The following is a 24,398-nucleotide window of genomic DNA, read 5'->3' as shown; positions in this document are numbered from 1 at the left end:
ATCATCGCCAAAGGAGAACGCCATGTTGTTGAAGGATCAGGCAGCCATCGTCACCGGCGGCGCATCGGGGCTTGGCGCTGCCACCGCGCGAAAACTGGCGGCGCAGGGCGCCAAGGTTGCGGTGTGCGATCTCAATGCCAAGCTCGCTGAAGCCGTTGCCGCCGAGATCAAGGGCGTCGCCGTGACCTGCGACGTCTCCGATGCGGCTTCCGCTGAAGCTGCGATCGCGCAGGCGACCAAGGCCCATGGCCCGGCGCGCGTGCTGGTCAACTGCGCCGGCATTGGCGTTGCAAAACGCGTCGTCGGCCGCGACGGCCCGATGGCGCTCGCCGATTTCGACAAGGTCATCAAGGTCAATTTGATCGGCACCTTCAACATGCTGCGCCTTGCCGCGACCGAGATGTCCAAGCTCGAGCCGCAGGCGTCGGGCGAACGCGGCGTCATCATCAACACGGCGTCGGTCGCCGCCTATGACGGCCAGATCGGCCAGTCCGCCTATTCGGCCTCCAAGGGCGGCATCGTCGGCATGACGCTGCCGATCGCACGCGAGCTCGCGCAGTTCGGCGTCCGCGTGCTGACGATCGCGCCCGGCCTGTTCCTGACGCCGCTGCTCGCGAACCTGCCGCAGGAAGCGCAGGACTCGCTCGCCGCCGCGATCCCCTTCCCGCGCCGGCTCGGCCAGGCCGACGAGTTCGCCGCGCTCGCGCTACACATGGTCGAGAACGCGTATCTCAACGGCGAAGTGGTGCGCCTCGACGGCTCGCTGCGCATGGCGCCGAAATAAGGCGCGTCAGATGTTCGTGAACCGGCGCGAGGTCCAGATTCAGTGGGGCGATTGCGACCCCGCCAACATCGTCTACTACCCGCGCTATTTCGCGATGTTCGACGATTCGACCTCGACCCTGTTCGAGGTCGCCGGCTTCTCCAAGCAGGATCTGGTCCGCAAATACGGCCTGGTGGGAATCCCCATGGTCGACACGCGGGCCAAGTTCTACATCCCCTCGACCTATGGCGACTGGATCACCATCGAGACGAAGATCGAAAGCATCAAGCGCTCGAGCTTCGAGGTGAAGCACAACGTCTACAAGGGCGAGGCGCTGGCGATCGAGGGGTTCGAGACCCGCGTCCTCGTCGGCCGCGATCCCGTTAACCCCGACAAGCTGAAATCAGCACCGTTTCCGCCGGAGATGGTCGCCAAATTCACGGGAAGCTAAATCGCCGCATCACCAAAAGAGGGGGCTGAATTACCCCCCGATTTCTGCTTTCAAGGAAACACGTCAAGGGAGGAATAGATGAAACGCTTTTACCTGACCGCCGCGATTGCCGCGGCGACGCTCGCCTTGCCGGCGCTGCCAGCGCTGGCCCAGACCGCCGAGATCACCATCGGCATCACCACCACCACGACCGGCCCGGGCGCAGCGCTCGGCATCCCCGAGCGCAATGCGCTGGAGTTCGTGCCGAAGGAAATCGGCGGCGTGCCGCTGAAGGTGATCGTGCTCGACGACGGCGGCGATCCTACCACGGCAACGACCAACGCCCGCCGCTTCGTGACGGAATCCAAGGCCGACATCATCATGGGCTCGGCGCTAACGCCGCCGACCATCGCGGTCTCCAACGTCGCCAATGAAGCCGGCATTCCGCATTTTGGCCTGGCGCCGTTCCCGATCACGCCGGAGCGCATGAAGTGGTCGGTGGCGATGCCGCAGCCGATTCCGATCGTCGGCAAGGTGCTGTACGACCACATGAAGTCAAAGGGCGTGAAGACCCTCGGCTATATCGGCTATTCCGACTCCTATGGCGACCTCTGGTTCAACGACCTGAAGGCGCAGGCCGTGCCGATGGGCATGACCATCGTCGACGAGGAGCGCTTCGCCCGTCCCGACACCTCGGTGACCGGACAGGTGCTCAAGCTCGTCGCCGCCAATCCCGACGCGATCCTGGTCGGCGCCTCCGGCACCGCAGCCGCGCTGCCGCAGACCGAGCTGCGCGAGCGCGGCTATCAGGGCCTGATCTACCAGACCCATGGCGCCGCCAGCATGGACTTCATCCGCATCGCCGGCAAAGCGGCCGAAGGCGTGCTGATGGCCTCCGGTCCCGTCATGGACCCCGAAGACCAGCCGGACGAAGCCGCCACCAAGCGGCCGGGCCTCGCGCTGAACTCGGCCTATGAGGCCAAGTACGGCCCGAACAGCCGCAGCCAGTTCGCCGGCCATTCCTACGATGCGTTCGAGATCCTGAAGCGGATCATCCCGGTGGCGTTGAAGACGGCCAAGCCCGGCACGCCGGAATTCCGCGAAGCGATCCGCCAGGCCCTGCTGTCGGAGAAGGAGCTCGCGGCGAGCCAGGGCGTCTACAACTTCACCGAAAAGGACCGCTACGGCGTCGACGAGCGCGCCCGCATCCTGCTCACGGTGAAGAACGGCAAGTACTCGCTGGTGAAGTAGGCGTAACGACAGTTTGAGACGACGAGAGCCGGCCCGATGGGCCGGCTCTTTTTTGGCAGCTGATCGCAAGCCGCTGTCACGGTGTCGCCGCGCCCCCTCTCCCGCAGGCGGGGGAGAGGTTGCAGCGAGCTTGCGGATGCTCCGAGCCTCACGCCGCCTGCCGCAGCGGGGTCCAGGCGAACTCGGGATAATAACTGTCCATCATGCGGTCGACATAAGCGGTGAGATTCGGAAATCCCTCGGCCCGCTGGCGCAACCCTGACTCGAAGAACGGCGTCAAAATCCCGGCGAGCGCGCCGAAGGCGGTGGCGTCGACGCCGCAGGGCTTGTTGCCCATCAGATAGGCCTTGTCGCCGAGCTGCACCGAGAGCGCGAACAGCGAGCGCACGGCAAGATCGACGTCGTCGTCGGGCGCGTGGCGGCCGAGGCCGGAGAGCAGATAGTTCTCGGCGACCCGGAATTGCGCGTCCTCGCGCAGCTTCTCGCGGTTATGTTCCGGCGCGCCGTCGAAGAAGTGCGACGGGCCCTTGGCGAAGTTGACCGGATCGACCCAGCGCGCGCCGACCAGCGCCCAATAGACGTGGTGCTCGATCATGCGCTCGAACGCCCAGGCCTGCGCACGCTCGGGCAGCGACAGGCCGGCGTCGAAATCGAAGCCGTAGCGGCGCTCGATATGGGCGCGGATGAAGGTGGAATCGGCCACCGCCTCGCCGCCATCGTCGATGAAGGGCAGCTGCCCCTTCGGGGACGCGGGCGGCATGGCGCGCTCCTTCCGGTAGGGCAGCCCAGCCATCTTGAGTTGCACCTCGGTCTTGGTGACGAAGGGGCTGATTTCCGGCAGGCCGAAGCCGGTGCCAAAGCCATAAAGCGTGATCATGCGCGTTCTCCTGGTCTACCGAAAACTTGACGGAACCTAGTGCCGGGCTGCTGCCACCATGGTGGCAGCAGCCGTGATATCTTCTGCGAAACGGGCCCCCCGCCAGGCGCGGGCCATGACGTGGCGGACCAGCGCGTCCGCAGCCTGGGTCAGCGAGCGTGCCACCACGCTCGCGAGGGCAAACCGGAGGTCGACGGCCATGAGATCGAGCGAAACGAGGCGGCCGAATGCCGATGCGGACCACGCCTGTGCCCGCAGCATCGGAAGTGCCGGGCCGAAATGGGTTGGAATGATCATGGACAAATCCTCTTCAGTCGATGTGTTGTCCCGGTATAGAACCCCCCTGCTGCCAACATCCTGTCAGCAGCAGCGCGCCGCTTTCTGATCCGATCCCGATGAGAGAATTGTCATGAGACGCGCCGACCGGCTGTTTCAGATCATCCAGGTGCTGAGGCGCACGCGTAAGCCGCTGACGGCGGACGCGATCGCGGCCGAGCTCGAGACCTCCAAGCGCACGATCTATCGCGACATCGCGACGCTGATCGGCCAGCGCGTGCCGATCCGCGGCGAAGCCGGCATGGGCTACATCCTGGAAAAGGGCTTTGACCTGCCGCCTCTCATGCTGACACCCGACGAGATCGAGGCCGCGGTGCTGGGCGCGCAATGGGTTGCGGGCCATGCCGATTCCGCGCTGGCGCGCGCGGCCGAAGACCTGATGGCCAAGATCGCCGACACCGTGCCTGAGCGCCTGCGTCCCTTCGTGCTGGAGCCGGCAAGCCGCGCGCGGCCGAGCTGGAACAGGGAGCCGGATCGCCTCGACATGGTGCGCACGCGCACCCAGATCCACGAAGGCAAGAAGATCATGCTACGCTATCGCGACGAGCAGGGCCGCCCCAGCGAGCGCATGATCTGGCCGATCTCGGTCGGCTATCTCGAAGCCGTGCGCCTGCTCGCGGCGTGGTGCGAGCTGCGCAGCGACTTCCGTAGCTTCCGCACCGATCGCGTCGTCGAGGCAACCTATCTCGACGAGAAATATCCTGAAAGGCGCGACGTGCTGCGCGCGAGATGGCGGCAGAGCCTGGTCTGGGGCCCGCCAAAGGACACGTGAGGACGATGGAAGAAATCGATCTGTCGAGCTGCTGCCAGAGCTGCGGCGCCTGCTGCGGCTATTCGGAGAACTGGCCGCGCTTCTCGATCGAGAACGACGAGGAGCTTGCAGCGATCCCCGAAGCGCTCGTCAATGCGCATCAATCCGGCATGCGTTGCGAGGGTGATCGCTGCTCGGCCTTGCAGGGAGAGATCGGCAAGGCGACGGCGTGCGGCATCTATACGGTGCGGCCTGAGGTGTGCCGCACCTGCATGCCGGGCGATGCCGAATGCGCGATGGCGCGGCGGAAGTTCGGGCTTCCGGCGATCGAACCAACTTAAGCCGGAACGGCCTCGTCGATCTCGTCGTCGTCGAGCTCGTCGTCCAGCGGTGCGAGCACCGAGAGCGGCTTGGTCGACAGCGTAATCGGCTTGCGGCCGCCCGACAGCGACGGCGACGATTTGGCCGAGCTCGCACGTGACAGCGCGTAGAGCGTCGAGCCGACGCGACCGCCGTTGTCGATCAGATCGCGCTCGCTGCAGCTTGCAGCGATGGCGACCGCCAGCGAGTGCAGATGGCTGCGGCGATAGCAGAACAGCGCCAGGCGGGCGCGTGCCTCAGGGGAAACACTCTCAACCAGCCTCGGCAGGCCACTCTCGCTGGCGCGATACATCTCGCCAAGGAGCTCGTCGCGAACCGGGCAGAAATCGCTTTCAAAAGCGTCACGGCTTGAAAACATTGCAGTTCTCCCTCGTAGTGCGGAAGATGCAGCGCAATTCTCTAATGAAAGGTTAACCACGCTGCCCGGTAGTCACCCGGGGTCCTTGCGCGTGGGCCGCGAATCAGAGGGCGCCGCGGGACTTGGCGGCTTGCCGTCATTCCGGGGCTCGCGAAGCGAGAACCCGGAATCTCGAGATTCCGGGTTCGGTCCTGCGGACCGCCCCGGAATGACGGTGTGAGCAGTCAGTTCGCCGCCATGAAGATGGAGAGGCCGAAGCCGGTGAGATGGTGCAGCGCCTGGTCGACACCGATCAGGGTCCAGAACCAGGGATGATGCAGGTCGACACCCAGATTGGCCGAGACGAATCCCTTGGCGCGATCGATGGTGATGTGGATCACGAAGTCGATGAAGGCGACGAACCAGAATCGCGGCGCCACGATCAGGATCAGCGGCAGCGCAACCGCAAGGTGAATCAGGCAGTGCACCAGAAGCGGCAGGGCCCAGCCGTGTTTCTGGTCCTTGCCCTGCGCCATCCAGGCGGTCTGGAGCACGAAATCGGCGATGATGTGCTTGAAGGTGAGCAGCAACATCCAGCCAATGAGCGCTTCGACCGGAACCGCCGATGACATGGGTGGAAACGACAAAGCTGACGCCCTCATTGACGTGACAAGAAAGATTGGAGCGTTCAGCGCAACTTCTTCTTGGACCGGTCAAAGCGCCGGGACCTCCAATTTATGACATCTCCCGCGGCAGAATGCAGCCGGGGGGAACCGGAAAATCGCCAACTGTGGCTAACTGGTGATAGGATGACCAATAGCCGCGGTCGGGAGGAGTAAGGTTACCTTCGGCTCGAAATTTGCATTCCGGTAGCGGCGCGCTATCCTCGAAGTCAAAGAATTTCGTTCTTTTTTCAGTTGCTTAGAATTGCACGGCGCGCGCCGCAGATCACATCCGCGAGCCGCCTGCCGCCCAGGAATAAGGCCAGCGTGCTGCCATGAGTGCTGAGCATGAGTACTGAAGGCCCCGCCTCGTCACCATCGGAGCCGCAGCCGCGGCGTCCCAAGGTGATCAAGACCAATCAGCAGCAGGTCTTTCTCTACGTCGTGCTGACCCTGCTGCTGTCGCTCGCCACCGTCTGGGGCGGCCGCGCCATGCTGCACAATTCGGAGACGCTGACCTTTGCCGTCGGTGCCCCCAACAGCGACGAGGCCCTGTTCGCGGCCAAGCTCGCCGCGGTACTGAAGAACAACGCCTCGCGTTTCCGGATCAAGATCGTCAACAACCCTGACAATACCAAGGCGCTCGCGCAGTTCGACCGCAAGCAGGCCGACCTCGCCGTGCTGCGCACCGATGCCAAGGTGCCGCTGCGGGCGCGCACACTCGCGGTCCTCGAACACGATCTCGTGCTTCTGCTCGGGCCCGGCAACAAGAAGATCAAGTCGCTCGCCGAGCTGAAGAAGAAGAAGGTCGCCATCCTCGCCGAGAACGATTCCTCGCTCGCCTTCGTGCGCAGCATCCTCGATATTCCCGACGGGCCGGACGCCGCGAAGATCCAGATGGCGCCGCAGGGCGCAACGCTCGACAAGCTGTTTGCGCCGGCGAACGGATACGGCGCGGTGATCGCCGTCGTCCACGCCTCGAAGGCGGTGCGTGACAAAGCCTATGAGCAGGTCGCCAAGCGCGGCGGCTTCACGCTGAATGCGATCGACGAGACCAAGGCGCTCGCCCGCAAATTCCCCGGCATTTCCGACGAGACGCTGACCGCAGGCACGCTGTCGGCCTCGCCCGAGATTCCCGACGACGACCTCGAGACGATCGGGCTGGAATGGCTGCTGGTCGCGCAATCCAGGATGTCGGCGACCACGGCTGGCGATCTCGCGCGCATCGTCTACGAGAACAAGTCGGCGCTCGGGCTCGACAACGGCTTCGCCAGCAAGATCGAGCCGGCCTCGGTCGAGAAGGACGCCTACGTGATGGCGCATCAGGGCGCGGCCGATTACATCAACGACGACACCAAGTCGTTCATGGATAAGTACAGCGACATGATGTATCTGGGCGCCGCCGCGCTCAGCGTCATCGGCTCGATCTTCGCCGCGATCTACGCCAAGATCACCCGCATCGCGCCGGAGAAGGCCAGCGAGCTCTCCACTGCCATTCTCGACATCGGCGAGCGCATCGAGCATGCCCATTCGCTGGATCAGCTCGAATGTCTCCAGGACGAGCTGGAAGGCATCCTGCGCGGCGCGGTGGTCGGCCTCAGAGACGGCACCATCAGCACCGACGGGCTCGACACCTTCAAGCTCGGCTACGAATTCGTCCGCGACGAGATCGGCATGCGCCGCGACTATCTCAAGCGCCATTGCGGCGAGACCGACACGGTCGCGGGCCCTGCCGCCCTCCCGCCACCTGAAGATAGCAATGTCGTGGTGGTGAAGACCGCGCAGAGCGCCTGATTCGAGGGCCGCGGCACTCCCACTCTCGCGTCCCGGACAAGCTGCAATGCCAAAGGCATTGCGGCGCCGAGCCGGCAACTGTTATGTTGGGTTGGCTTTCAGGTACGGCTTTCTGTCACGCATCATGGCATTGAGGACCGTTAGCAGCTTCCTGGCGACGGCAATGAGGGCGAGCTTGGCTGGTTTGCCGGCCCGTCGCAGCCGTGCGTAGAAGGCCTTGAACGGATCGGCCCTGCGAACCGCGTTGAGCGCAGCCATGTAGAGGGCGTCACGGACGCGCTTTCGGCCGCCGGCAATCTTGCGTTTGCCGCGGAAGGCTCCGCTGTCGACGTTGAAGGGAGCCAGGCCGGCGAGCGCCGCGATCTGCTTGGCTCCCACATGTCCGAGTTCCGGCATCTTCGCGATGAGTTGCATGCAAGCCACGGGACCCACGCCAGGCAGTGAGCGCATCAATCGCGCATCGTCCGCAATCTCTCGCTCGGCTTTGATTAGTCCCCTGATGTCGGCCTCGATCTCGGCGATCTCGCCGTCGAGGACTTCAATGAGGCGACCGATGCGCTCGGCCATGGCACGGTCGTCGGTCTCGCTGCGCCGGTTCTTCTCCTGCGCGCGCATGCGAACCAGCTGATCTCGCCGTTTTGCAAGTCCCGCCAAGGCGTTGCGGGCGGGATTGGCAGTCGGCTCGGTTGCTGGCTGCATGGCCCGCGCAAAGGCTGCCAGCATTCGCGCGTCGATCGGGTCGGTCTTGGCGAGCTGCCCGCTGGCGCGCGCGAAGTCACGAGCCCGGGCCGGGTTGATCCGGGCGAAACGGATGCCGGCCTCGCTCAGCGCTTCGCGAAGCTCGAGGTCATAAACACCCGTGGCCTCGAAGACGACCAGCACATCGCATCGCCAACGCGCCGCGATCTGGGTGATGGCCTGCGTCGCGTTGGCGATGCGCTCCGGCACGCCCAGGCCTTCATCGAAGATATCGAGATATTGTTTGGAGACGTCGATTCCGACGCAACGAAGGGGTATGATCACGGTGCCTGTCCCTGTGATGCGAGGTCTGTTGGCGCAGCCTCGTGCAACTGTTCAGGTTGGTAATGGAACGGGCGGGAGACCGAGCCGGCTCACGGCGTCAAGCGCCAAGGACCCAACGGCTTCCCGCCCAACCCATCCTGACAGACTTCCAAGACACAGGGACCCAGCAAGCCGCGCCGTCCGCTGCCGCATGGGCCCCGGCTCTGCAGCGCATCACACCGGACGATGCTGAGCATCGCCGGGAGTGCTGCGCTGCGTCCGGGGCACGAGACAGGATGGCCGGAACTCCGGGAACCGTCTCCTCCCGCAACCGTTGGCTCCCGGTTACAACCGGAGAACGCACCATGCGTACACTCCTCATCATCTTCCTTCTGGGAATGCTGGCGGCGGTTGGTTATTTCGCTTATTCCGCGATGGCGGTCGAAGGGGACCCGATCCCGACCGAAGGCTATGTCGCCCTGGCGCTGGGGGCCGGATTTTCCGTCATCGTCGGCATCGGCCTGATGATCCTGCTGTTTTTCAGCAGCCGCCGCGGCTACGACGAGCCGCCGCACTTCAGGTAACCCCCGCCTCCGTTCCCTCATTGGCGACGCCGAGCCCATCGTTGACGGCCCCGGCCCGGGCGGGCACTTTGGCGCTGTGATCCCAGCCGGGACCGCAAAAGCCAAACCGAGCCGCCCTCCCGCATGTCCAAGCCGCTGATCTCCGCTCTGGCCCAGTTCGCGGCCGCCACGGCCGGCCGCAACATGACCAAGGCGGCCTATGTGGCCGTGGGCGTCGGCGTGCTCAGCATGGTGCTGCTGACAATTGGCCCGGCCTATGAGGCATCGCATCACTGGGTCGACGCTCTGCTGTGGACCTGCCTCGCCTATTTCGTGTTCGAATGGGTGGTCCGCCTGCGCCACATGGCGCGGACTGGGCGCCTGTCGCTGTATTTGTCCTCCTCCGCCGGCATCGTCGATGCGATCGGCGCGCTGGCCGTTCCCCTCGCGCTGACGCTTGGCGTCGAGCCGAAGACGGCCTGGCTGCTCAGCGTGCTCTGGGTGCTGAAGGTGGTGCCGGGCATTCCCGGCCTGCGCCAGCTTCGCCGCGTGCTGGTGCTGGAATCCGGGCCGCTGCTCAGCGTGCTCGTGATCTTCCTGATGGTGGTGTTCCTCGCCTCGGTCGCCGAATACTTCCTCGAGCGGGACGTGCAGCCGCAGACCTTCGGCAGCGTGCCGGCCGCGCTGTGGTGGGCGGTCGTCACGCTGACCACGACAGGTTATGGCGACGTCGTGCCGGTGACGCCGCTCGGGCGCATGGTGGCGGCGCTGGTGATGATCTCCGGCCTCGGCGTGTTCGGCCTCTGGACCGGTATTCTTGCGACCGGCTTTGCCGCCGAGACGAGGCGCGACAATTTCCTCAAGACCTGGGAATCCGTCAGCAAGGTGCCGTTCTTTGCCGCGCTGGGACCAGCAGCGATCGCCGACGTCACCCACATGCTGCGCACCATGGAGCTGCCGGCGCGCACCATGATCATCCGCAAGGGCGCGCAGGGCGACTGCATGTATTTCATCGCCGCCGGCGAGGTCGAGGTCGACCTGCCCGGCAAGAAGGTGCAGCTCGGCGAGGGCGCCTTCTTCGGCGAGATGGCGCTGCTCGGCAACAACATGCGCGGCGCCAATGTCTCGACCACGAAGGTGTCGCGGCTCTTGGTGCTCGACCTCGTCGACTTCCGCGTACTGATGGCACGGCATCCCGATCTCGCCGAGACCATCGACGCCGAAGCAAAGCGCCGCGCGCTGGAAAATAAATAAGAGGAGACAAGAATGTCGGACCAGGCCGACGCGGCTTCCAGCCCCGTGCTTGAAATCGATGGCGCACGCGCCACCATCCGCCTCAATCGTCCAAAACATCTCAACCGGCTCCAGGCGGAAGACCTCGGCGAATTGCTCAAGCTGTTCGACGCTGTCGAGGCCGATCCTGCGATCCGCGTGCTGGTGCTGACCGGCACCGGGCGCGCCTTCTCGGCCGGTTATGACCTCAACTCGGTCGCGGAGCGCGCGGTCAGCGCGACCGAGCAGCAGAGCGCGGGCTCGGCGTTCGAGATGGTCGTCAATCGGCTGGAGGATCTCGGCGTGCCGACGATCTGCCGGCTCAACGGCGGCGTCTATGGCGGCTCGACCGACCTTGCGCTGGCCTGCGATTTCCGCATCGGCGTCGACACGGCCGAGATGTTCATGCCGGCGGCGCGGCTCGGGCTGCATTACTACCGGAGCGGCATCAAACGCTATGTGACGCGGCTCGGCGTCGACAATGCCAAGAAGCTGTTTTTGACCGCGCAGAAGATCAGCGCGCCGGAGATGCTGCGGATCGGCTATCTCACCGCGATGGTGCCGGAGGAGACGCTCGATGAGGAGGTCGACAAGCTCGCCACTATCCTCGCCGGCAACGCGCCGCAGGCGATGGCTGGCATGAAGCGCGCCATCAACGAATTCGCCCGCGGCGAGCTGGATGAGGCGGCCGCCGACCAGCGCCACCGCGACAGCATGCGCGGCGACGAGATCAAGGAAGGGATCAAGGCCTTTGCGGAGAAGCGGGCGCCGAGGTTTTGAGGGGAATACTCCGCTGTCGTCCCGGGGCATCGCGAAGCGATGAGCCCGGGACCCATAACCACAGGCAGTGGTTATGAGGCAAAGCTGGTAACTCCGAATCTTCGCAAAACTCCTCCCTGTGGTTATGGGTCCCGGGTTCGCGCTTTGCGCGCCCCGGGACGACGGCGGAGTGTTGAGGCGCCGCCTCAGCCCCCAACCGCCTTGGCATGCTCCGCCGCCATCTCGTCATCGGCCGCAGTGATGCGCTGGAACGCCGGCCGCGAGGTCATGCGCTCGGCGTAGCGCACGAACACGTCCTTCTTCGGCACGATACCAAACATCATGGTCCAGCTGAACGCGACGCCCCACAGCACATCGGCGGCGGTCATGCGCTCGCCGAGCAGATACGGCCCCTTCGCAAGCTGCGCCTCGAGCGCGCCCAGCATGGTGTCGTAATCGGCATAGGGCGATTGCGTGATCGGCGCGGGCTCGCGCTGCATGAACTTGTCGATCAGGGCCGGCTCGAACGAGGCGCCGTAATAGGCGATCCAGCGCAAATACGGACCGCGTAGCGGATCGTTCAGCGCGGGCGTGAGGCCCGCCTGCGGAAACAGATCGGCGAGATAGATGGTGATCGCGACCTGCTCGGTCACGAGCTCCCCGCGGTGATGGATCGCCGGTACCTTGCCGAGCGGATTGATAGCGAGATAGGCCGGCTGCCGCTGCTCGCCGACCTTCATGTTGAAGACGTGAAGATCGTAGGGCGCGCCGAGCTCGTCCAGCAGAACCCGCGTGCCGGTGGCGCGGCTCTGCGGCGAATAATACAGCGTGATGCGATTGGAATCGGTCATGGCAGGTCTCCATCTGGCCGGCTGGCGATGGCGCATCTTGTAAGGGAGGATACCTGACATCCTGTGTCAGGTATGGTTTAAGGGGTCATGCGCGCGAGCCGGATGCTGTCGATCCTCACCACCCTCCAGGCCAGGGGGCAGGTCACTGCGCCCGAGCTTGCCGAGGCCTGCGAGGTCTCGGTGCGCACGATCTATCGCGACATCGACGCGCTCGCGGCCTCCGGCGTGCCTGTCTATGCCGACCGCGGCGCTGAGGGCGGCTATCGCCTCCTCGACGGCTATCGGGTGCGGCTGAACGGGTTGTCGCAGAGCGAAGCGGGCGCGCTGTTCCTCGCGGGGCTCCCCGGCCCTGCCGCGGCGCTCGGGCTCGATGCGGCAATGATCGCCGCGCAGAACAAGCTGATGGCCGCGCTGCCTGCCAATCTGCGCGAGGACGCCGGCCGGATGCAGGAGCGCTTTCACCTGGACGCACCCGGCTGGTTCGGCGAGGCAGAAGAGCCGAAGCATCTGCGCGCGATTGCCGGTGCGGCCCTGCGTGGCACCTTGATCAAGATCCGCTACCAGAGCTGGCGCGCGGAGAAGCAGCGCTGCGTTGCGCCGCTCGGCCTCGTGTTGAAGGGCGGCAGCTGGTATCTCGCGGGGCAAGTCGACCGCAGCGTGCGCACCTATCGCGTCGCGCGCGTGCTCGACTGCACTGAACTCGACGACCGCTTCGATCGTCCCGCCGATTTCGATCTCGCCGCCTATTGGCGAGACGCGACGCTCCGCCTCGAAGCCGAGATGCATCCCAACGTCGCGGTCGTGCGGCTGTCGCCGTTCGGCGTGAAACTGCTCGACGCGCTGAGCCAGCCTTACGTCAAGGCGCGCACGCAGCTCGAGGACACCACCGATGCCGATGGCTGGCGCATCGCGCGCGTGCCGACCGGCAAGACCTCATGGCACGCCGCGTCCGAATTGCTGCGGCTCGGGTCCGAGGCCGAGGTGCTGGAGCCCGCCGATCTCCGCGAGAAGATGGCCGAGATGACGCAGGCGATGGCCGCGCGCTATCGCGCGGCGCGCAAAGCCTGACATCGGCGCACCTCGCCGCAGCCCACGAAACATTCCTGAAACACGATTCTCCTCATCCCCTGTGAACGCATTCCCATTTCGACCCGACGGAGATGCAGGGACACAACAACGGCCTTAGCGCCACTGGAGAATGAAAATGTTTCGTAAGCTTGCTCTTGGTCTGATCGCTGCCGGCTCGCTCGGTGCTGCCGCTCTCGCGCCCACCGCCGCTTCGGCTCACGGCTTCCATCACCACTGGGGTCCCGGCTGGGGCTTTGGCTATGGCGGCCTCTATGTCAACACCGGCATCAACAACTGCTACCAGGAGCGCGTCGTCCAGACCCGCCACGGCCTGCGCGTTCGCGTCGTGAATGTCTGCGCCTACGGGATCTACTGATATCTCGTCTCTTCGACAAAGCTCCGGTCGCGCTGCGGCCGGAGTTTTGCTTTGAGCTAGATGCCCTGCCGATGCCGGCGAAACCAGGCCCAGGTCTCGCGCGTCGTCTGGATGTAGCCGCGGCCGCGATGGACGATTTCGCCGTCGACGATCTCGTTCAGCTTCGGCAGCGCGTGAAAGGGAATTGAGGGATAGGCGTGGTGCTCGACATGGTAGGGCATGTTCCACGCGATCCATTTGACGACCGCGCCGGTATAGGTGGTGCGGGTGTTCTGGAAGGCGCTGCGCGTCCGCTCGCAGCCGGTGTGCTCGGCGTAGAGATAGGGCCGTAGGAAGAACTGCCCGATGACGAGCGGCACGAGCCAGACCCAGAGCAGCAGCGCTGAGGAGACCCACAGCGAGGCCACGAGCAGCAGTGCATAGAGCGCGACATAGGCGCGCGCTTCGGTGACTATGACGGCGCGCTTGTTCTCGGGAATCCAGGGCACCACGACGCTGCCGGTGACGGCGTGGCCGAGCATCAGCCGCAGGCGGCCGGCGACCTGGAGCAGGCCGCTATAGGCGATCGCGAGCTGCGTGTCGGATCTCGGCTTCACGCCGACGATCAGCTCAGGGTCCTTCTCGGGATCCTGGGTGTAGCGGTGATGGTCCCAGTGGAACAGGCAGTAATATTCGTACGGCAATCCGATGATGAAAGCGGAGAGATAGCCGACCGCGAGGTTGAGGCCGCGGCTCCTGAACGCGGTCTTGTGCGCGGTCTCGTGCACCGCCATGAACAGGAAGGCGACGAGATAGCCCTGCGCCGCCATCAGCGGCAGCGCCCAGAGCACGCCGTAGCGCGAGGTGACCATCCAGATCAGCGCGCCGACCAGCACGATCATACTGTAATGACCAAGAGTCTGCGCCGCGCCCCTGAGGTTCGAGCGCACCGACAATTCGCGCAGCATCGCCGGGCTGAGCGGCTTCAGGCGATGGCCGGGCTCGGAAACGGTCGCGTCAGTCATGGTGGACCCTACTTGCTGAGCAGCGCCGCGACCTCGGCCTTGAGAAAGGCCGTGTCGCGCGGATTGTTGACGGGATTGCCGGCGCGATGGCCGTGCTGCGAGGGGATCGGATGCAGCACGGCGGATTTCGCGTTGACGAGCTTGGGAAGCTCGTCCTCGTTGTCGCGGAAGTCGAAGTAGCGATCGGTCGCGCCCGGCATCAGCAGCACATGCGCCTTGATTGCCGCCAGCGCACGATCGAGATCGCCGCCGAACGCCGCGCATGCGCCGATATTGCCGCGCTGCCAGATGCCGGCCTGCGCCAGCAGGTCGTTGGCGTCGCGGCGAGCGAAGGTCGTGTCCCAGTTGCGGGCGAGATAATCCTCGAGCGAGATGAAGCCGGCCTCGCGCCAGAGCTCGTCGCGATAGAAGCCGTGCGACATCGCCCAGCCGGCATAGACGCGCCCCATGGCGCGATAGCCGGCAACCGGCCTCTCGACGAAGCGGCCGCCGCGGAAGGCCGGATCGCCAGTCAGCGCCGCCTTGACGCCTTCGAGGAAGACATAATTGTAAGGCGCGCAGCGCGCGCTGCCGCAGACCACTGCGGCGCGCGCGACCATGTCAGGATGCAGTGCCGCCCAGTGATAGGTCTGCATGCCGCCCATCGACCAGCCATAGACCAGCGCGAGCTTTGAGATGCCGAAGCGCTCGGTGAGGAGGCGGTGCTGGACCGCGATCGCATCGTGATAGGTGATCTCAGGATGGGGCCCTGCGGTGTTCGACGGCGAGGACGACAGGCCGTTGCCGAACAGGTTCGGAATGATGATGAAGTAGCGCGTGGGATCGAGCACACCGTCGGGCCCGATCAGCCATTCGGTGTCGAAGTGCTGCGCACTGAACGAGGTCGGATAGAAGATGACGTTATCCTTGGCCGCGTTGAGCGTGCCGTAGGTCTTGTAGGCGAGCTTCATCGCGGGGAAGACCGCGCCGGATTGAAGCGTGACGTCGCCAGCCTCAAAGATCTCGTAGTCGCGCTGCCCGGTCATGGACCAACTCCCTCGCGCGGCCGCAGAACCCGCCCGCCGGGACAACGATGCATCGATCGTGCCGGACCGGCAAACGCATCGTTGCGCCTCGCTCAATAACTGTACTTGTAGTACATTTATTTGAGGGAGGCAACGCGGATTTCGGCCGTCGCGCAGCTCAGGCGATAGCGGCGATGTACCGCTGCACCGAGGCTTCAAAGGCGGCCTTGGCGCCCACCGCGATGTTGCGGCCCCACCAGGCGCCATAGATGCGGTCGAAGGCGAGCGGCGCGACGGCGGCCACAATGCGCCGCACCGCGGCGGCACCGAGCGGCATGTAGTTGGGATAGGAATACATGAAGCTGACGAAGCGACGGTCCATCGTCACCTGCGCGATGTCGCCGGTCAGCAGCGCGCCCTTGCCGTCGGCACCGCGTCCGTAGTGCAGCATGGTGGCGCCGGCGAAATGACCGCCGGTGTGCAGCAGCAGCACATCGTCGGAAATGCGATGCTGATCGCCGGTCCAGTGCACGATGGAGGGATGCGGACGCGTCACCCATTGCCGATCGTCGGCGTGCAGATAGACCGGCACGCCGCCGAAGGCCTCGCTCCAGTCGGCAACCGCGCCATAGTAATGCGGATGGGAGATCGCGATCGCCTTCAGGCCGCCGAGCGACCGCACCTGCGCGACCGCCTCCGGCGTCGCCAACGGGATACAGTCCCACATCACGCAGCCATCGCCCAGTGGCACAAGCAGCGCGCGTTGGGCGATGGCAAAGCTCGGCTCGAGCGCGAGGCCTGTGAGGCCGAGATCGTCGCGCCAAACCAGGCGATGGCCGTCAGCCAGTGCTTCGCGCGTGAGAAAGGTCTGCCCTTTCCAGTTCACGAACTGCCGCTCGTCCTCGCAAATCGGACAGGACGCAGGCGGCTTTTCGCTGGCCGGAAATTGCGCGCCGCAGGTTTCGCAGGTCCAGAGAGGCATGGCCAGGATCCAGAAAGGGACATCGTCCCGCATTCGCAAGCGCGAGGAACCAACGCTGTCAACGCAGGTTACGTTCTCATCCATGCCGGCGCAATCGGCCGGTCATCACGATCAGCTTTGAACGAGACCTCACTCGCCGGCAGGAACATTTTCAGCGTCTCGATGACATCGCGCTCCTCACCACCCCGCATCTGGCCGCTGTTTGCAGTCAATTTCTTCATGGCCGACATGCAGTCGGGCATCGGGCCGTTCGTCGGCGTGTTCCTGCAGGAGCGCGGCTGGGCGACCGGGCTGATCGGCACCGCGCTGACGATCGGCAATGTCGCGGGCATGCTGGTCACGACGCCGATCGGCGGCTTCATCGATTCCAGCCGCAACAAGCGGCTATGGGTCGTCATTCCCGGCATCTGCGTGGTGCTCGCCTCCGCCATCATCCTGCTCTCGCAGAACTTCTGGGCGGTGACGTTCTCGCAAGTGGCGCAATCGCTGGCGAGTGCCGCGATCGTGCCGGCGGTGACCGGCATCACGCTCGGCATCGCCAAGCAAAAAGGCTTCAACGCGCTGAACGGCCGCAACCAGGCTTTCAACCACGCCGGCAACATGGTCGGCGCCGCGTTGTCGGGCTATCTCGGCTACAGGTACGGCTATGTCGCCGTGTTCGTGCTGGCGGCGGTGTTCGGCGCGATCGCGATCGCCTGCGTGCTGATGATTCCCGCCAAGGCCATCGACGATCGCCAGGCCCGTGGCAGCAAGGAGGACGAGAGCAAGAATCCACCGGATGCCATGTCCGTTCTCCTCAAGCACAAGCCGCTCCTGGTGCTGGCGCTCGCGCTTGCCATCTTCCATCTCGGCAATGCGGCGATCGTCCCGCTCTATGGCCTTGCGGCCGTGGCCGAGGGACAGGCCAATGGCCCGAGCTTCGTGGCGACCACCGTCGTCATTGCGCAGGGCGTCATGGTCGTCACGTCGCTGGTCGGCATGCAGGTCGCGGGCAAGCGCAACTATTGGCCGGTGATCCTGGTGTCGTTCATGTTTCTGCCTATCCGCGGCGTGCTCGCCTTCTTCGTCACGGGGTGGTGGGGCGTCGTGCCGATGCAGGTGCTCGACGGCATCGGCACCGGGCTTCAGACTGTCGCCGTCCCCGGCATGGTGGCCCGCTCGCTCGACGGCACCGGTCGCATCAATCTCGGCCAAGGCGCCGTGATCACCGTGCAAGGCGTCGGTGCAAGCCTCAGCCCCGCACTCGGCGGCTGGATCGCGCAATGGATCGGCTACGGCCCGACCTTCCTGCTGCTCGGCAGCTTCGGCCTCGCATCGACGGCGCTGTGGCTGGCGTTCGGAACGCACGTGAAGAAATATTGAGACCGATCGTCGCGGGAAATCCCGGCACAATCTGCGCGGCAATGCGTGCGAACAGCAGACTGCGGCACCAGGTCGCGGTCTCAGCACGTCATCGCGAGTGGCTTATCACGCAACTCCGCGCTTTTGCCGTTGCGGCGAATCCGTCTGACGATACAACCTGCCGCAACTGGCCAATCAACATGCCCATCCCGATCGATGATCCAGCCTCAACTCTCATTCGACGGCGACCCGAATGGCCCGGCCTATGAAAGATGGCGCGAGCAGTTTTGCCGTCAGGTCGCGGACGTCGATTTCGTTCCGATCGGGGAAGGACGCGTTCATCGGACCATTGCGCCGGCGTTGCTTCCTCGTCTCAGGCTGTCCGCCTCGTTCGGCACGCCGATGTCGTTCGTGTCGCTGGGGACAAACGACGAATTGGTGATCACGATGTCGCCCAATTCGGCGCTGAGCGGCACCATGGGACGGCGCCCGCTGGAGGTTGCCGCCGGCGACATCACCATCGGCGATCCCTCGATCAAGGGCGCCTACATCACCCAGACGGCGCACGGCAATTTCCAGACCGCGCTGCTGCCGCGCAAAGCGCTGCTGCGCGCGTGCCCGAATGCCGAGGACCTGATTGCGCAGTCGATCCCCGGAGCCAATCCGATCACGTCGATGTTCCTGCGCTATTACGACCTCGCGCATGTGTATGCCGACAAGCTCGCGCCCGCGGAGCTCGACGCGGTCTCGCAGCATCTGTTCGACCTCGCCGTGCTGATGATCGGCGCGCGCGGCGATGTCGCCGAGGAAGCGCGCATGCGCGGCCTTGCGGCGGCGCGCCTCGAAACCCTCAAATCCGACATCCTCGCGCAGCTGGACAATCCCGCGCTGTCGCTCACCGTGCTTTCAGCTGCGCACCGGGTCAGCCCGCGCACGATCCAGCTGCTGTTCGAGCAGGCCGGCATCACCTATAGCGGCTTCGTGCTGGAGCAGCGGTTGCTGCGCGCCGAGGGGCTGCTCCGCAATCCCAACCTGCGCACCCGCAAGATCATCGAGATCGCGCATCTCGCCGGCTTTCACGACGTTTCCTACTTCCATCGCGCATTCCGCCGCCGCTTCGGACGGACGCCGGACGACGTCAGGAAGTTGGCCGGAGAGGCCAATTAGGCGAACTCGATCACGATCTTGCCGAAATGTCCGCCCTGCTGCATCAAACGCAGCGCATCCGGCACGGCATCAAAACCGAACACGCGATCGATCACCGGCTTCATGCCGTTGTGGCCGATCGCGGCGGTCATTCCCTCGAACATGCGGCGGCTGCCGACGGACAGGCCGATGACGTGCAGGTTCTTGGAGAACAGGCTCGGGATCGCGATCTGCTGCGAGAAGCCGGAGAGCACCCCGATCACCAGAATGGTGCCGCCGACACGCGCCGTCTCCAGCGACTGCGCAAACGTATCCTTGCCGCCGACCTCGACGACATGGTCGACGCCGCCGCCGGTCCACTCCGAAGCCGCCTTGCCCCACTCAGGCACCGACCGATAGTTGATGGTGTAGTCGGCGCCGAGCGCCCTGGCGCGTTCGAGCTTCTCGTCGCTCGACGACGTCACGATCACGCTGGCACCGGCGAGCTTTGCGAATTGCAGCGCGAAGATCGACACACCACCGGTGCCTTGCACCAGCACGGTGTCGCCGGGCTGCACCTTTGCTTCCTCGAAAAGCGCGCGCCAGGCGGTGAGCCCGGCGCAGGGCAGCGTCGCCGCCTCCTGGAATGAGAGGTGCGAAGGGATCCGGCTCACGCCTTCGGCGTCGAGCACCATCACCTCCTGCAACACGCCTGGCCGCGTGCCGCCGAGCGCATAACGGCGGCTGGTCGCCGAGACCTTCCCGTCGATCCAGGACTGGAAGAACATCGGGCAGACCCGATCGCCGACTGCGACGCGTGTAACGCCCTCGCCGGCGGCAAGGACTTCACCGGCACCATCCGAGAACGGGATCAGCGGCAATCTGCTGACGCCGCCCTTGCCCTGGATCGTGAGCAAATCGCGATAGTTCAGCGACGCCGCCTTTATCCGCACCGCGACCTGGCCCGGGCCTGGCGTCGGCTCGGGCAGATCAACCAGTTCCATCCCCTCGATCGACCAGTCGCGCGCGACCTGCCAGGCTTTCATGGGACGCGCTCCGCCTCAGGCGCCAAAACTCTTCTGGACGGCCTTGTCGAGGGTCTCGCCGCCGACGAAGCGCTGGCGCAGCTCGCGCTTGAGCAGCTTGCCGCTCGGATTTTTCGGCAAGGCATCCACGAAGATCACGCGCTTGGGCACCTTGAAATGCGCCATCTGGCCGGCACAGTGCTTGATGACGGACTCTTCATCCAGCGTCTCGCCGGCCTTGACCACGACGATGGCGGTGACGGCCTCGATCCAGCGCGGATCGGGCAGGCCGACGACGGCGACCTCGGAGACCTCAGGGATGCGATAGACCATCTCCTCGACCTCGCGGCTCGCGACATTCTCACCACCGGTCTTGATCATGTCCTTGACGCGATCGACCACGGTGATGTGGCCCTCGTCATCGACGGTGGCGAGATCGCCGGAGTGAAACCAGCCGCCGCTGAACGCCGCCGCGGTCTTGACGGGATCGTTGTAATAGCCGGAGAGCAGATGCGGCGAGCGGTGCACGATCTCGCCGACTTCGCCGACCTTGACGTCCTCCATCGCCGTGTTGACGACGCGCGTCTCGACGTTGAGCACGGGCTTGCCGGCCGAGCCCGCCTTGCGGAGCTGGTCCTCCGGCCGCAGCACGGTTGCGAGCGGCGCGATCTCGGTCTGGCCGTAGAAATTCCAGAACTTGACGTTGGGCAGGCGGCGCTGGAGCTCGAGCAGCACTTCCACCGGCATGATCGAGGCGCCGTAGTATCCCTTCTGCAGCGTCGACAGATCGGTCTTGTCGAAATTCGACGAGCGCAGCATCGCGATCCAGATCGTCGGCGGCGCGAAGAAGGAGGTGATCTTGTGGGCCTCGATCAGCGCCAGGATGTTGTCGGCGGTCGGCTTGCCCGTGATGACGCCGGAAGCGCCGAGATAGATTTGCGGCCCGAGGAACACGTCGAGCTGGGCGCAATGATAGAGCGGCAGCGCGTGCAGGAACTTGTCGTCCACGCTCATGCCGCCATCGATGATGCAGCTGACATACTGCCACATGACCGCTTCATGGGTCAGCATCGCGCCCTTGGGCAGCGACTCCGTGCCGCTGGTGTAGACGATCTGCGCGAGATCGCGGCTGTCGACTGACGCCTCCAGGAACGAGCCGTCGGCATCGAGAAGATCGTCGAAGGTGGTGAGGCCGGCGGGCGCCGTGGCGGGATCCTCGCCCGGCAGCCAGATCATCTTCTCGACCGCGCAATCCTTCGCGCTTGCGGCCTTCGCGGGCTCGACGAAGTCAGGGCCGGTGGCGAGCAGCTTGGCGCCGGAGCTCTTGAGGATGAAGTTGATCTCGTCCGGATTGAGCATGAAGTTGATCGGCACCAGGACGGCACCGATCCGCGCCACGGCGAAGCGCAGCGCAGCAAAGGCATGCGAGTTGCGCGAGAGCACCGCGAGACGGTCGCCCTTCTTGACGCCGAGCCCGAGCAGGCCGCGACCGAGCCGGTTGCAGATCGCGTCCATCTCGGCGAAGGTCCAGCTCACGCTGCCGCAGCTCACTGCGAGCTTGTCCGGCTCGCGGCCCGCCGAGCGGCGCAAGAGATCGCCAATGGAATGCTCGCGCGCTTTCGCGATGGTGGCTGTGGTGTCGCCGGTCATGTGTCCCTCCGTATGATGACTTTATCTTTTGGATTTCTTGTCTGAAATCTTGCGTCTTCTTTTTTGCGCATGATCTTGTCGGAAAACCGCTTCACACTTTTCCGGATCATGCGGCGCTACCTGCGCCGGGCCGCCTGCGCGTGCTCCATATACATGTGCTCGACGGACCGATCGAGCGAGGCGATCTTCTCGAAGCCTCGGCGCCAGTCCTGCAAATGCCGGCGCGTCCACAGCACGCCGGCCTCGCGGTCGCGGCGGCGGATGGCGTCGATGAGATGGCGGTGCGCGGCGACGAGGCGCGGGCCGCCTTCGGCCACACCCGTCACGATCATCTCGGTGGTCGGATAGAACAATTGCGCCGCCGGCTCGCGCGCGAGCTGGAGCACGCGGTTCTGCGAGGCCTTTGCGACTAGCACGTGGAATTCCGCATCGCATTCGGCCAGCGTCGCGGGATTGCCGACCACCGCCTCGCTGCGCGCGAGGTTGTCGTCAAGCTCGGCGAGGTTCTCTTCCGTCGCACGCTCCACCGCGCCTTCAATGCTCGCCACCTCCAGCGTCATCGAGGCCTCGTAGAGCTCGCGAAAGGTGACCTCGTGCAAAACCAGCGCGCGGCTGAGGCGGCTTGCGAGCTTGCTGTAACGCGGCAGGCAGGCATGCAGGCGGCGCGAAGAATCGCGCCGGATCAGCCCGCCCTCCTCCAGCACGCGGATGCCCTCGCGGATGGTCGAGCGGTTGACGCCGAACTGCCGCACGAGGTCGTGCTCGGTGCCGATGGGATCGCCCGGCTTGATGCGGCCATTGACGATCTCGCGCTCGATGGCGTCGGCGACCTTCTGGTAGGCCGGCGCGACATCGATCGGACGGAAGAGCGGCGCGAGAGGCAATTTGGGCTCCAATGGCGATTGTCCGACAAACTATAGGACTGAACTCCGAAGCGCGTCAAACTGCGGCATTGCTGCCGCATGTGCCGCAAATTGACTCCTCGAGAACCCCGCTCTAACTTTGTCGGACAAAGGGACAGAATAGTCCCGCACAAGAGGAAACGGACCCATGAGACCCATCGCAGCCCTCGTGTCTGCGGCCGGCTTGCTGTCGGCTGCCCTGATCGCTCCCGCCTCCGCCCAGCAGACGCCGCTCAAGATCGGCGTACTCTCCGACTTCTCCTCGGTCTATTCCGACATCGGTGGCCAGGGGAACGTCGAAGCCACCAAGATGGCGATCGAGGATTTCGGTGGGCAGATGTTCGGCAAGCCGATCGACATGATCTCGGCCGACGTGCTCAACAAGCCCGACGTCGCCTCCACCATCGCGCGCAAATGGTGGGAGACCGAGGGCGTCGACATGATCATCGACATGCCCACATCCGCCACCGCGCTCGCGGTGATGGAGCTGTCGAAGCAATACGAGAAGGTTCTGATCGTCACCGACGCGGCGAGCTCCGACATCACCGGAAAGTCCTGCTCGCCCTACACCGCGCACTGGACCTATGACACCTACTCCAACGCCCACACCGTCGGCAGCGCCATCGTCAAGAACGGCGGCGACACCTGGTTCTTCCTCACCGCGGACTACGTGTTCGGCCATTCGATCGAGCGCGATACCGGCGACGTCGTGAAGGCGGCCGGCGGCAAGGTGCTCGGCAGCGTCAAGCACCCGCTCAACACAGCGGACTTCTCCTCCTTCCTGCTCCAGGCCCAGGCTTCCAAGGCCAAGATCATCGGGCTTGCCAACGGCGGCGGCGATACCATCAACGCGATCAAGCAGGCCGGCGAGTTCGGCATCGTCGCCGGCGGCCAGAACCTCGCTGCAATCGTGATGTTCATCTCCGACGTCCACAGCCTGGGGCTCAAGCTCGCGCAGGGCCTGATCATCACCGAGGCCTATTACTGGGATCTCAACGACAAGACCCGCGCCTTCGGCAAGCGCTTTCTCGAGCGCGTCAAGCGGATGCCGACCATGAACCAGGCCTCGACCTACAGCGCGACGCTGCATTACCTCAAGGCCGTGCAGGCCGCCGGCACCAAGGACACCAAGACGGTGATGGCCAAGATGCGCGAGCTGCCGGTGAAGGATGCTTTCACCGACAACGGCATCCTGCGCGAGGACGGCCGCATGGTGCACAGCATGTTCCTGTTCCAGGTGAAGAAGCCCGAGGAGTCGAAGGGCCCGTGGGACTATTACAAGCTGCTCGCCGAGGTGCCGGCCGACCAGGCCTTCCGGCCGCTGAAGGACGGCGGCTGCCCGCTGGTGAAGTGAGACAGGCGGGCGCGTAACATCCTCGCGCGCGCCCCTCCCGCATTCAGAGCTTGTGGCCCTTCTGGCGCAGCGCCTCGATCAGGCGCTGCTTCAGCTCATCGGCGGCCTTCTGGCTGACGTCCTGGCTGACTTGGGCGCTCGCCTGCGCCAGTGCATCCGACTTCTCCAGAAATTTTTGGCCGGCAGGCTGGGCGTAGAAGGCTTCGATCTGGCGCAGTTCGTCCACCGTGAAACTTTGCGCGTAGAGCGCTGCGATCTGGTCGATCATCGACGCAACGAACGGAGCATAGATCTCCGAGCCCGGCGCCGTCAGCGCGTCGTAGTCGCGCTCGATCTCTGGCCTGTCCTGGGCGACCACGGGGCGGAGCTTGAGCAGCAGCTGCGGCAGCTGCGCGCGATACTGATCCGCGATCCTCAAGGTGACCACGAGCTTGCGCGCCGCGCTCATCGCCTCCGGCGAGGGCGCTTGCGCGAAGGCACCGCAGGCCAGCAGCAGGAGGGCGCCGGCGATCGTCAACACAGGTCTGAACATGGCCCT

Annotated in this window: 28 protein-coding genes; 14 read left to right on the top strand and 14 right to left on the bottom strand. The window is 65.0% G+C overall.

Annotated elements, in window-relative coordinates:
• Positions 1-22: 22 nt before the first annotated feature.
• The 3 genes from WN72_RS05765 to WN72_RS05755 all read left to right on the top strand — a co-directional run bounded on the left by WN72_RS05765 (position 23) and on the right by WN72_RS05755 (position 2,444).
• Complete coding sequence (locus WN72_RS05765; protein ID WP_092216624.1) at positions 23-784, top strand: SDR family NAD(P)-dependent oxidoreductase; 762 nt, start codon at positions 23-25, stop codon at positions 782-784.
• A gap of 10 nt (positions 785-794) precedes the next feature.
• Positions 795-1,214 (top strand): acyl-CoA thioesterase, encoded by a 420-nt coding sequence (locus WN72_RS05760; protein ID WP_027565049.1) that lies wholly within the window; start codon positions 795-797, stop codon positions 1,212-1,214.
• A gap of 78 nt (positions 1,215-1,292) precedes the next feature.
• Entirely contained in the window at positions 1,293-2,444 is a 1,152-nt protein-coding gene (locus WN72_RS05755; protein ID WP_027565050.1) for an ABC transporter substrate-binding protein, read from the top strand.
• A gap of 148 nt (positions 2,445-2,592) precedes the next feature.
• Here the strand turns inward: WN72_RS05755 and WN72_RS05750 are convergent, their stop codons facing one another.
• A complete protein-coding gene (locus tag WN72_RS05750) occupies positions 2,593-3,321 on the bottom strand; it encodes a glutathione S-transferase family protein (RefSeq protein ID WP_092216625.1) in 729 nt (242 codons plus the stop codon).
• A gap of 36 nt (positions 3,322-3,357) precedes the next feature.
• Positions 3,358-3,618, bottom strand: coding sequence for a hypothetical protein (locus WN72_RS05745; protein ID WP_027565052.1), 261 nt, complete (start codon positions 3,616-3,618; stop codon positions 3,358-3,360).
• A 112-nt stretch (positions 3,619-3,730) separates the two neighbouring features.
• On the opposite strand from WN72_RS05745, the gene WN72_RS05740 reads away from it, so the two are divergent.
• A complete protein-coding gene (locus WN72_RS05740) occupies positions 3,731-4,429 on the top strand; it encodes a helix-turn-helix transcriptional regulator (protein WP_027565053.1) in 699 nt (232 codons plus the stop codon).
• A 5-nt stretch (positions 4,430-4,434) separates the two neighbouring features.
• Positions 4,435-4,749 carry a YkgJ family cysteine cluster protein gene (locus WN72_RS05735; protein WP_167380864.1) on the top strand — a complete coding sequence of 105 codons (315 nt, stop codon included), beginning with the start codon at positions 4,435-4,437 and terminating at the stop codon, positions 4,747-4,749.
• Here WN72_RS05735 and WN72_RS05730 read toward each other — a convergent pair.
• Both WN72_RS05730 and WN72_RS05725 read right to left on the bottom strand, forming a co-directional pair.
• Positions 4,746-5,147 carry a hypothetical protein gene (locus tag WN72_RS05730; protein WP_027565055.1) on the bottom strand — a complete coding sequence of 134 codons (402 nt, stop codon included), beginning with the start codon at positions 5,145-5,147 and terminating at the stop codon, positions 4,746-4,748. The genes WN72_RS05735 and WN72_RS05730 overlap by 4 nt on opposite strands.
• Positions 5,148-5,371: 224 nt before the next feature.
• The gene (locus WN72_RS05725) at positions 5,372-5,719 is read right to left on the bottom strand and encodes a DUF3307 domain-containing protein (protein WP_051378573.1); all 348 of its coding nucleotides are present in this window, start codon (positions 5,717-5,719) and stop codon (positions 5,372-5,374) included.
• A gap of 417 nt (positions 5,720-6,136) precedes the next feature.
• Here WN72_RS05725 and WN72_RS05720 point away from each other — a divergent pair, with 417 nt between their 5' ends.
• Positions 6,137-7,582, top strand: a complete 1,446-nt coding sequence (locus tag WN72_RS05720) for a TAXI family TRAP transporter solute-binding subunit (RefSeq protein WP_092216628.1) — start codon at positions 6,137-6,139, stop codon at positions 7,580-7,582.
• Between the two features lie 81 nt (positions 7,583-7,663).
• On the opposite strand, the gene WN72_RS05715 is transcribed toward WN72_RS05720, so the two are convergent.
• The gene (locus tag WN72_RS05715) at positions 7,664-8,605 is read right to left on the bottom strand and encodes an IS110 family RNA-guided transposase (protein WP_028146463.1); all 942 of its coding nucleotides are present in this window, start codon (positions 8,603-8,605) and stop codon (positions 7,664-7,666) included.
• Between the two features lie 344 nt (positions 8,606-8,949).
• Here WN72_RS05715 and WN72_RS05710 point away from each other — a divergent pair, with 344 nt between their 5' ends.
• The 3 genes from WN72_RS05710 to WN72_RS05700 all read left to right on the top strand — a co-directional run bounded on the left by WN72_RS05710 (position 8,950) and on the right by WN72_RS05700 (position 11,199).
• On the top strand, positions 8,950-9,168 hold the full coding sequence (locus WN72_RS05710) for a hypothetical protein (RefSeq protein WP_092220713.1): 219 nt from the start codon (positions 8,950-8,952) through the stop codon (positions 9,166-9,168).
• A 123-nt stretch (positions 9,169-9,291) separates the two neighbouring features.
• Complete coding sequence (locus tag WN72_RS05705) at positions 9,292-10,401, top strand: cyclic nucleotide-gated ion channel (protein WP_092220711.1); 1,110 nt, start codon at positions 9,292-9,294, stop codon at positions 10,399-10,401.
• 12 nt (positions 10,402-10,413) lie between these two features.
• Positions 10,414-11,199 carry an enoyl-CoA hydratase/isomerase family protein gene (locus tag WN72_RS05700; protein WP_092220708.1) on the top strand — a complete coding sequence of 262 codons (786 nt, stop codon included), beginning with the start codon at positions 10,414-10,416 and terminating at the stop codon, positions 11,197-11,199.
• A 185-nt stretch (positions 11,200-11,384) separates the two neighbouring features.
• Here the strand turns inward: WN72_RS05700 and WN72_RS05695 are convergent, their stop codons facing one another.
• Positions 11,385-12,029 carry a glutathione S-transferase family protein gene (locus WN72_RS05695; protein ID WP_092220705.1) on the bottom strand — a complete coding sequence of 215 codons (645 nt, stop codon included), beginning with the start codon at positions 12,027-12,029 and terminating at the stop codon, positions 11,385-11,387.
• An 87-nt stretch (positions 12,030-12,116) separates the two neighbouring features.
• Here WN72_RS05695 and WN72_RS05690 point away from each other — a divergent pair, with 87 nt between their 5' ends.
• Positions 12,117-13,097, top strand: coding sequence for a helix-turn-helix transcriptional regulator (locus WN72_RS05690; protein ID WP_092220701.1), 981 nt, complete (start codon positions 12,117-12,119; stop codon positions 13,095-13,097).
• Positions 13,098-13,233: 136 nt separating this feature from the next.
• Positions 13,234-13,473 (top strand): hypothetical protein, encoded by a 240-nt coding sequence (locus WN72_RS05685; RefSeq protein ID WP_027565063.1) that lies wholly within the window; start codon positions 13,234-13,236, stop codon positions 13,471-13,473.
• A 56-nt stretch (positions 13,474-13,529) separates the two neighbouring features.
• Here the strand turns inward: WN72_RS05685 and WN72_RS05680 are convergent, their stop codons facing one another.
• The 4 genes from WN72_RS05680 to WN72_RS05665 form a co-directional block, all read right to left on the bottom strand.
• Complete coding sequence (locus WN72_RS05680) at positions 13,530-14,477, bottom strand: fatty acid desaturase (protein ID WP_092220699.1); 948 nt, start codon at positions 14,475-14,477, stop codon at positions 13,530-13,532.
• An 8-nt stretch (positions 14,478-14,485) separates the two neighbouring features.
• Positions 14,486-15,502 carry an alpha/beta fold hydrolase gene (locus tag WN72_RS05675; RefSeq protein WP_092220697.1) on the bottom strand — a complete coding sequence of 339 codons (1,017 nt, stop codon included), beginning with the start codon at positions 15,500-15,502 and terminating at the stop codon, positions 14,486-14,488.
• A gap of 157 nt (positions 15,503-15,659) precedes the next feature.
• Positions 15,660-16,463, bottom strand: coding sequence for an MBL fold metallo-hydrolase (locus tag WN72_RS05670; RefSeq protein WP_092220717.1), 804 nt, complete (start codon positions 16,461-16,463; stop codon positions 15,660-15,662).
• Positions 16,464-16,531: 68 nt separating this feature from the next.
• Positions 16,532-16,684, bottom strand: coding sequence for a hypothetical protein (locus tag WN72_RS05665; protein WP_167336470.1), 153 nt, complete (start codon positions 16,682-16,684; stop codon positions 16,532-16,534).
• Here WN72_RS05665 and WN72_RS05660 point away from each other — a divergent pair.
• On the top strand, positions 16,626-17,825 hold the full coding sequence (locus WN72_RS05660) for an MFS transporter (protein ID WP_027565067.1): 1,200 nt from the start codon (positions 16,626-16,628) through the stop codon (positions 17,823-17,825). The genes WN72_RS05665 and WN72_RS05660 overlap by 59 nt on opposite strands.
• A gap of 195 nt (positions 17,826-18,020) precedes the next feature.
• Positions 18,021-18,971: a helix-turn-helix transcriptional regulator gene (locus tag WN72_RS05655; RefSeq protein ID WP_092220695.1), complete on the top strand. Its 951-nt coding sequence runs from the start codon at positions 18,021-18,023 to the stop codon at positions 18,969-18,971.
• Here the strand turns inward: WN72_RS05655 and WN72_RS05650 are convergent.
• From WN72_RS05650 to WN72_RS05640, 3 genes are all read right to left on the bottom strand, one after another.
• Complete coding sequence (locus tag WN72_RS05650) at positions 18,968-19,975, bottom strand: zinc-dependent alcohol dehydrogenase family protein (RefSeq protein WP_092220693.1); 1,008 nt, start codon at positions 19,973-19,975, stop codon at positions 18,968-18,970. The two genes, WN72_RS05655 and WN72_RS05650, sit on opposite strands and share 4 nt — an antisense overlap.
• 15 nt (positions 19,976-19,990) lie before the next feature.
• Complete coding sequence (locus WN72_RS05645) at positions 19,991-21,604, bottom strand: acyl-CoA synthetase (RefSeq protein ID WP_092220691.1); 1,614 nt, start codon at positions 21,602-21,604, stop codon at positions 19,991-19,993.
• A 116-nt stretch (positions 21,605-21,720) separates the two neighbouring features.
• Positions 21,721-22,488, bottom strand: coding sequence for a FadR/GntR family transcriptional regulator (locus WN72_RS05640; protein WP_035731838.1), 768 nt, complete (start codon positions 22,486-22,488; stop codon positions 21,721-21,723).
• A gap of 166 nt (positions 22,489-22,654) precedes the next feature.
• On the opposite strand from WN72_RS05640, the gene WN72_RS05635 reads away from it, so the two are divergent.
• Positions 22,655-23,860 (top strand): ABC transporter substrate-binding protein, encoded by a 1,206-nt coding sequence (locus WN72_RS05635; RefSeq protein ID WP_027565072.1) that lies wholly within the window; start codon positions 22,655-22,657, stop codon positions 23,858-23,860.
• 43 nt (positions 23,861-23,903) lie between these two features.
• Here WN72_RS05635 and WN72_RS05630 read toward each other — a convergent pair whose 3' ends face one another.
• Positions 23,904-24,392: a DUF2059 domain-containing protein gene (locus WN72_RS05630; protein WP_167381193.1), complete on the bottom strand. Its 489-nt coding sequence runs from the start codon at positions 24,390-24,392 to the stop codon at positions 23,904-23,906.
• Positions 24,393-24,398: the final 6 nt, after the last annotated feature.

The organism is Bradyrhizobium arachidis (assembly GCF_015291705.1).
Classification (GTDB): domain Bacteria; phylum Pseudomonadota; class Alphaproteobacteria; order Rhizobiales; family Xanthobacteraceae; genus Bradyrhizobium; species Bradyrhizobium arachidis.
This window is presented reverse-complemented; position numbering and strand designations above follow the sequence as displayed.

Excerpts from the sequence above, each read along its gene's own strand:
- WN72_RS05720 (WP_092216628.1), top strand. The coding sequence starts at position 6,137 with ATGAGTACTGAAGGCCCCGCCTCGTCACCATCGGAGCCGCAGCCGCGG.
- WN72_RS05765 (WP_092216624.1), top strand. The coding sequence starts at position 23 with ATGTTGTTGAAGGATCAGGCAGCCATCGTCACCGGCGGCGCATCGGGG.
- WN72_RS05665 (WP_167336470.1), bottom strand. The coding sequence starts at position 16,684 with ATGAAGAAATTGACTGCAAACAGCGGCCAGATGCGGGGTGGTGAGGAG.
- WN72_RS05650 (WP_092220693.1), bottom strand. The coding sequence starts at position 19,975 with ATGAAAGCCTGGCAGGTCGCGCGCGACTGGTCGATCGAGGGGATGGAA.
- WN72_RS05630 (WP_167381193.1), bottom strand. The coding sequence starts at position 24,392 with ATGTTCAGACCTGTGTTGACGATCGCCGGCGCCCTCCTGCTGCTGGCC.
- WN72_RS05740 (WP_027565053.1), top strand. The coding sequence starts at position 3,731 with ATGAGACGCGCCGACCGGCTGTTTCAGATCATCCAGGTGCTGAGGCGC.
- WN72_RS05655 (WP_092220695.1), top strand. The coding sequence starts at position 18,021 with ATGATCCAGCCTCAACTCTCATTCGACGGCGACCCGAATGGCCCGGCC.
- WN72_RS05725 (WP_051378573.1), bottom strand. The coding sequence starts at position 5,719 with ATGTTGCTGCTCACCTTCAAGCACATCATCGCCGATTTCGTGCTCCAG.
- WN72_RS05710 (WP_092220713.1), top strand. The coding sequence starts at position 8,950 with ATGCGTACACTCCTCATCATCTTCCTTCTGGGAATGCTGGCGGCGGTT.
- WN72_RS05685 (WP_027565063.1), top strand. The coding sequence starts at position 13,234 with ATGTTTCGTAAGCTTGCTCTTGGTCTGATCGCTGCCGGCTCGCTCGGT.
- WN72_RS05695 (WP_092220705.1), bottom strand. The coding sequence starts at position 12,029 with ATGACCGATTCCAATCGCATCACGCTGTATTATTCGCCGCAGAGCCGC.
- WN72_RS05735 (WP_167380864.1), top strand. The coding sequence starts at position 4,435 with ATGGAAGAAATCGATCTGTCGAGCTGCTGCCAGAGCTGCGGCGCCTGC.
- WN72_RS05730 (WP_027565055.1), bottom strand. The coding sequence starts at position 5,147 with ATGTTTTCAAGCCGTGACGCTTTTGAAAGCGATTTCTGCCCGGTTCGC.
- WN72_RS05745 (WP_027565052.1), bottom strand. The coding sequence starts at position 3,618 with ATGATCATTCCAACCCATTTCGGCCCGGCACTTCCGATGCTGCGGGCA.
- WN72_RS05635 (WP_027565072.1), top strand. The coding sequence starts at position 22,655 with ATGAGACCCATCGCAGCCCTCGTGTCTGCGGCCGGCTTGCTGTCGGCT.
- WN72_RS05680 (WP_092220699.1), bottom strand. The coding sequence starts at position 14,477 with ATGACTGACGCGACCGTTTCCGAGCCCGGCCATCGCCTGAAGCCGCTC.
- WN72_RS05675 (WP_092220697.1), bottom strand. The coding sequence starts at position 15,502 with ATGACCGGGCAGCGCGACTACGAGATCTTTGAGGCTGGCGACGTCACG.
- WN72_RS05670 (WP_092220717.1), bottom strand. The coding sequence starts at position 16,463 with ATGCCTCTCTGGACCTGCGAAACCTGCGGCGCGCAATTTCCGGCCAGC.
- WN72_RS05750 (WP_092216625.1), bottom strand. The coding sequence starts at position 3,321 with ATGATCACGCTTTATGGCTTTGGCACCGGCTTCGGCCTGCCGGAAATC.
- WN72_RS05645 (WP_092220691.1), bottom strand. The coding sequence starts at position 21,604 with ATGACCGGCGACACCACAGCCACCATCGCGAAAGCGCGCGAGCATTCC.
- WN72_RS05705 (WP_092220711.1), top strand. The coding sequence starts at position 9,292 with ATGTCCAAGCCGCTGATCTCCGCTCTGGCCCAGTTCGCGGCCGCCACG.
- WN72_RS05700 (WP_092220708.1), top strand. The coding sequence starts at position 10,414 with ATGTCGGACCAGGCCGACGCGGCTTCCAGCCCCGTGCTTGAAATCGAT.
- WN72_RS05660 (WP_027565067.1), top strand. The coding sequence starts at position 16,626 with ATGACATCGCGCTCCTCACCACCCCGCATCTGGCCGCTGTTTGCAGTC.
- WN72_RS05690 (WP_092220701.1), top strand. The coding sequence starts at position 12,117 with ATGCGCGCGAGCCGGATGCTGTCGATCCTCACCACCCTCCAGGCCAGG.
- WN72_RS05755 (WP_027565050.1), top strand. The coding sequence starts at position 1,293 with ATGAAACGCTTTTACCTGACCGCCGCGATTGCCGCGGCGACGCTCGCC.
- WN72_RS05760 (WP_027565049.1), top strand. The coding sequence starts at position 795 with ATGTTCGTGAACCGGCGCGAGGTCCAGATTCAGTGGGGCGATTGCGAC.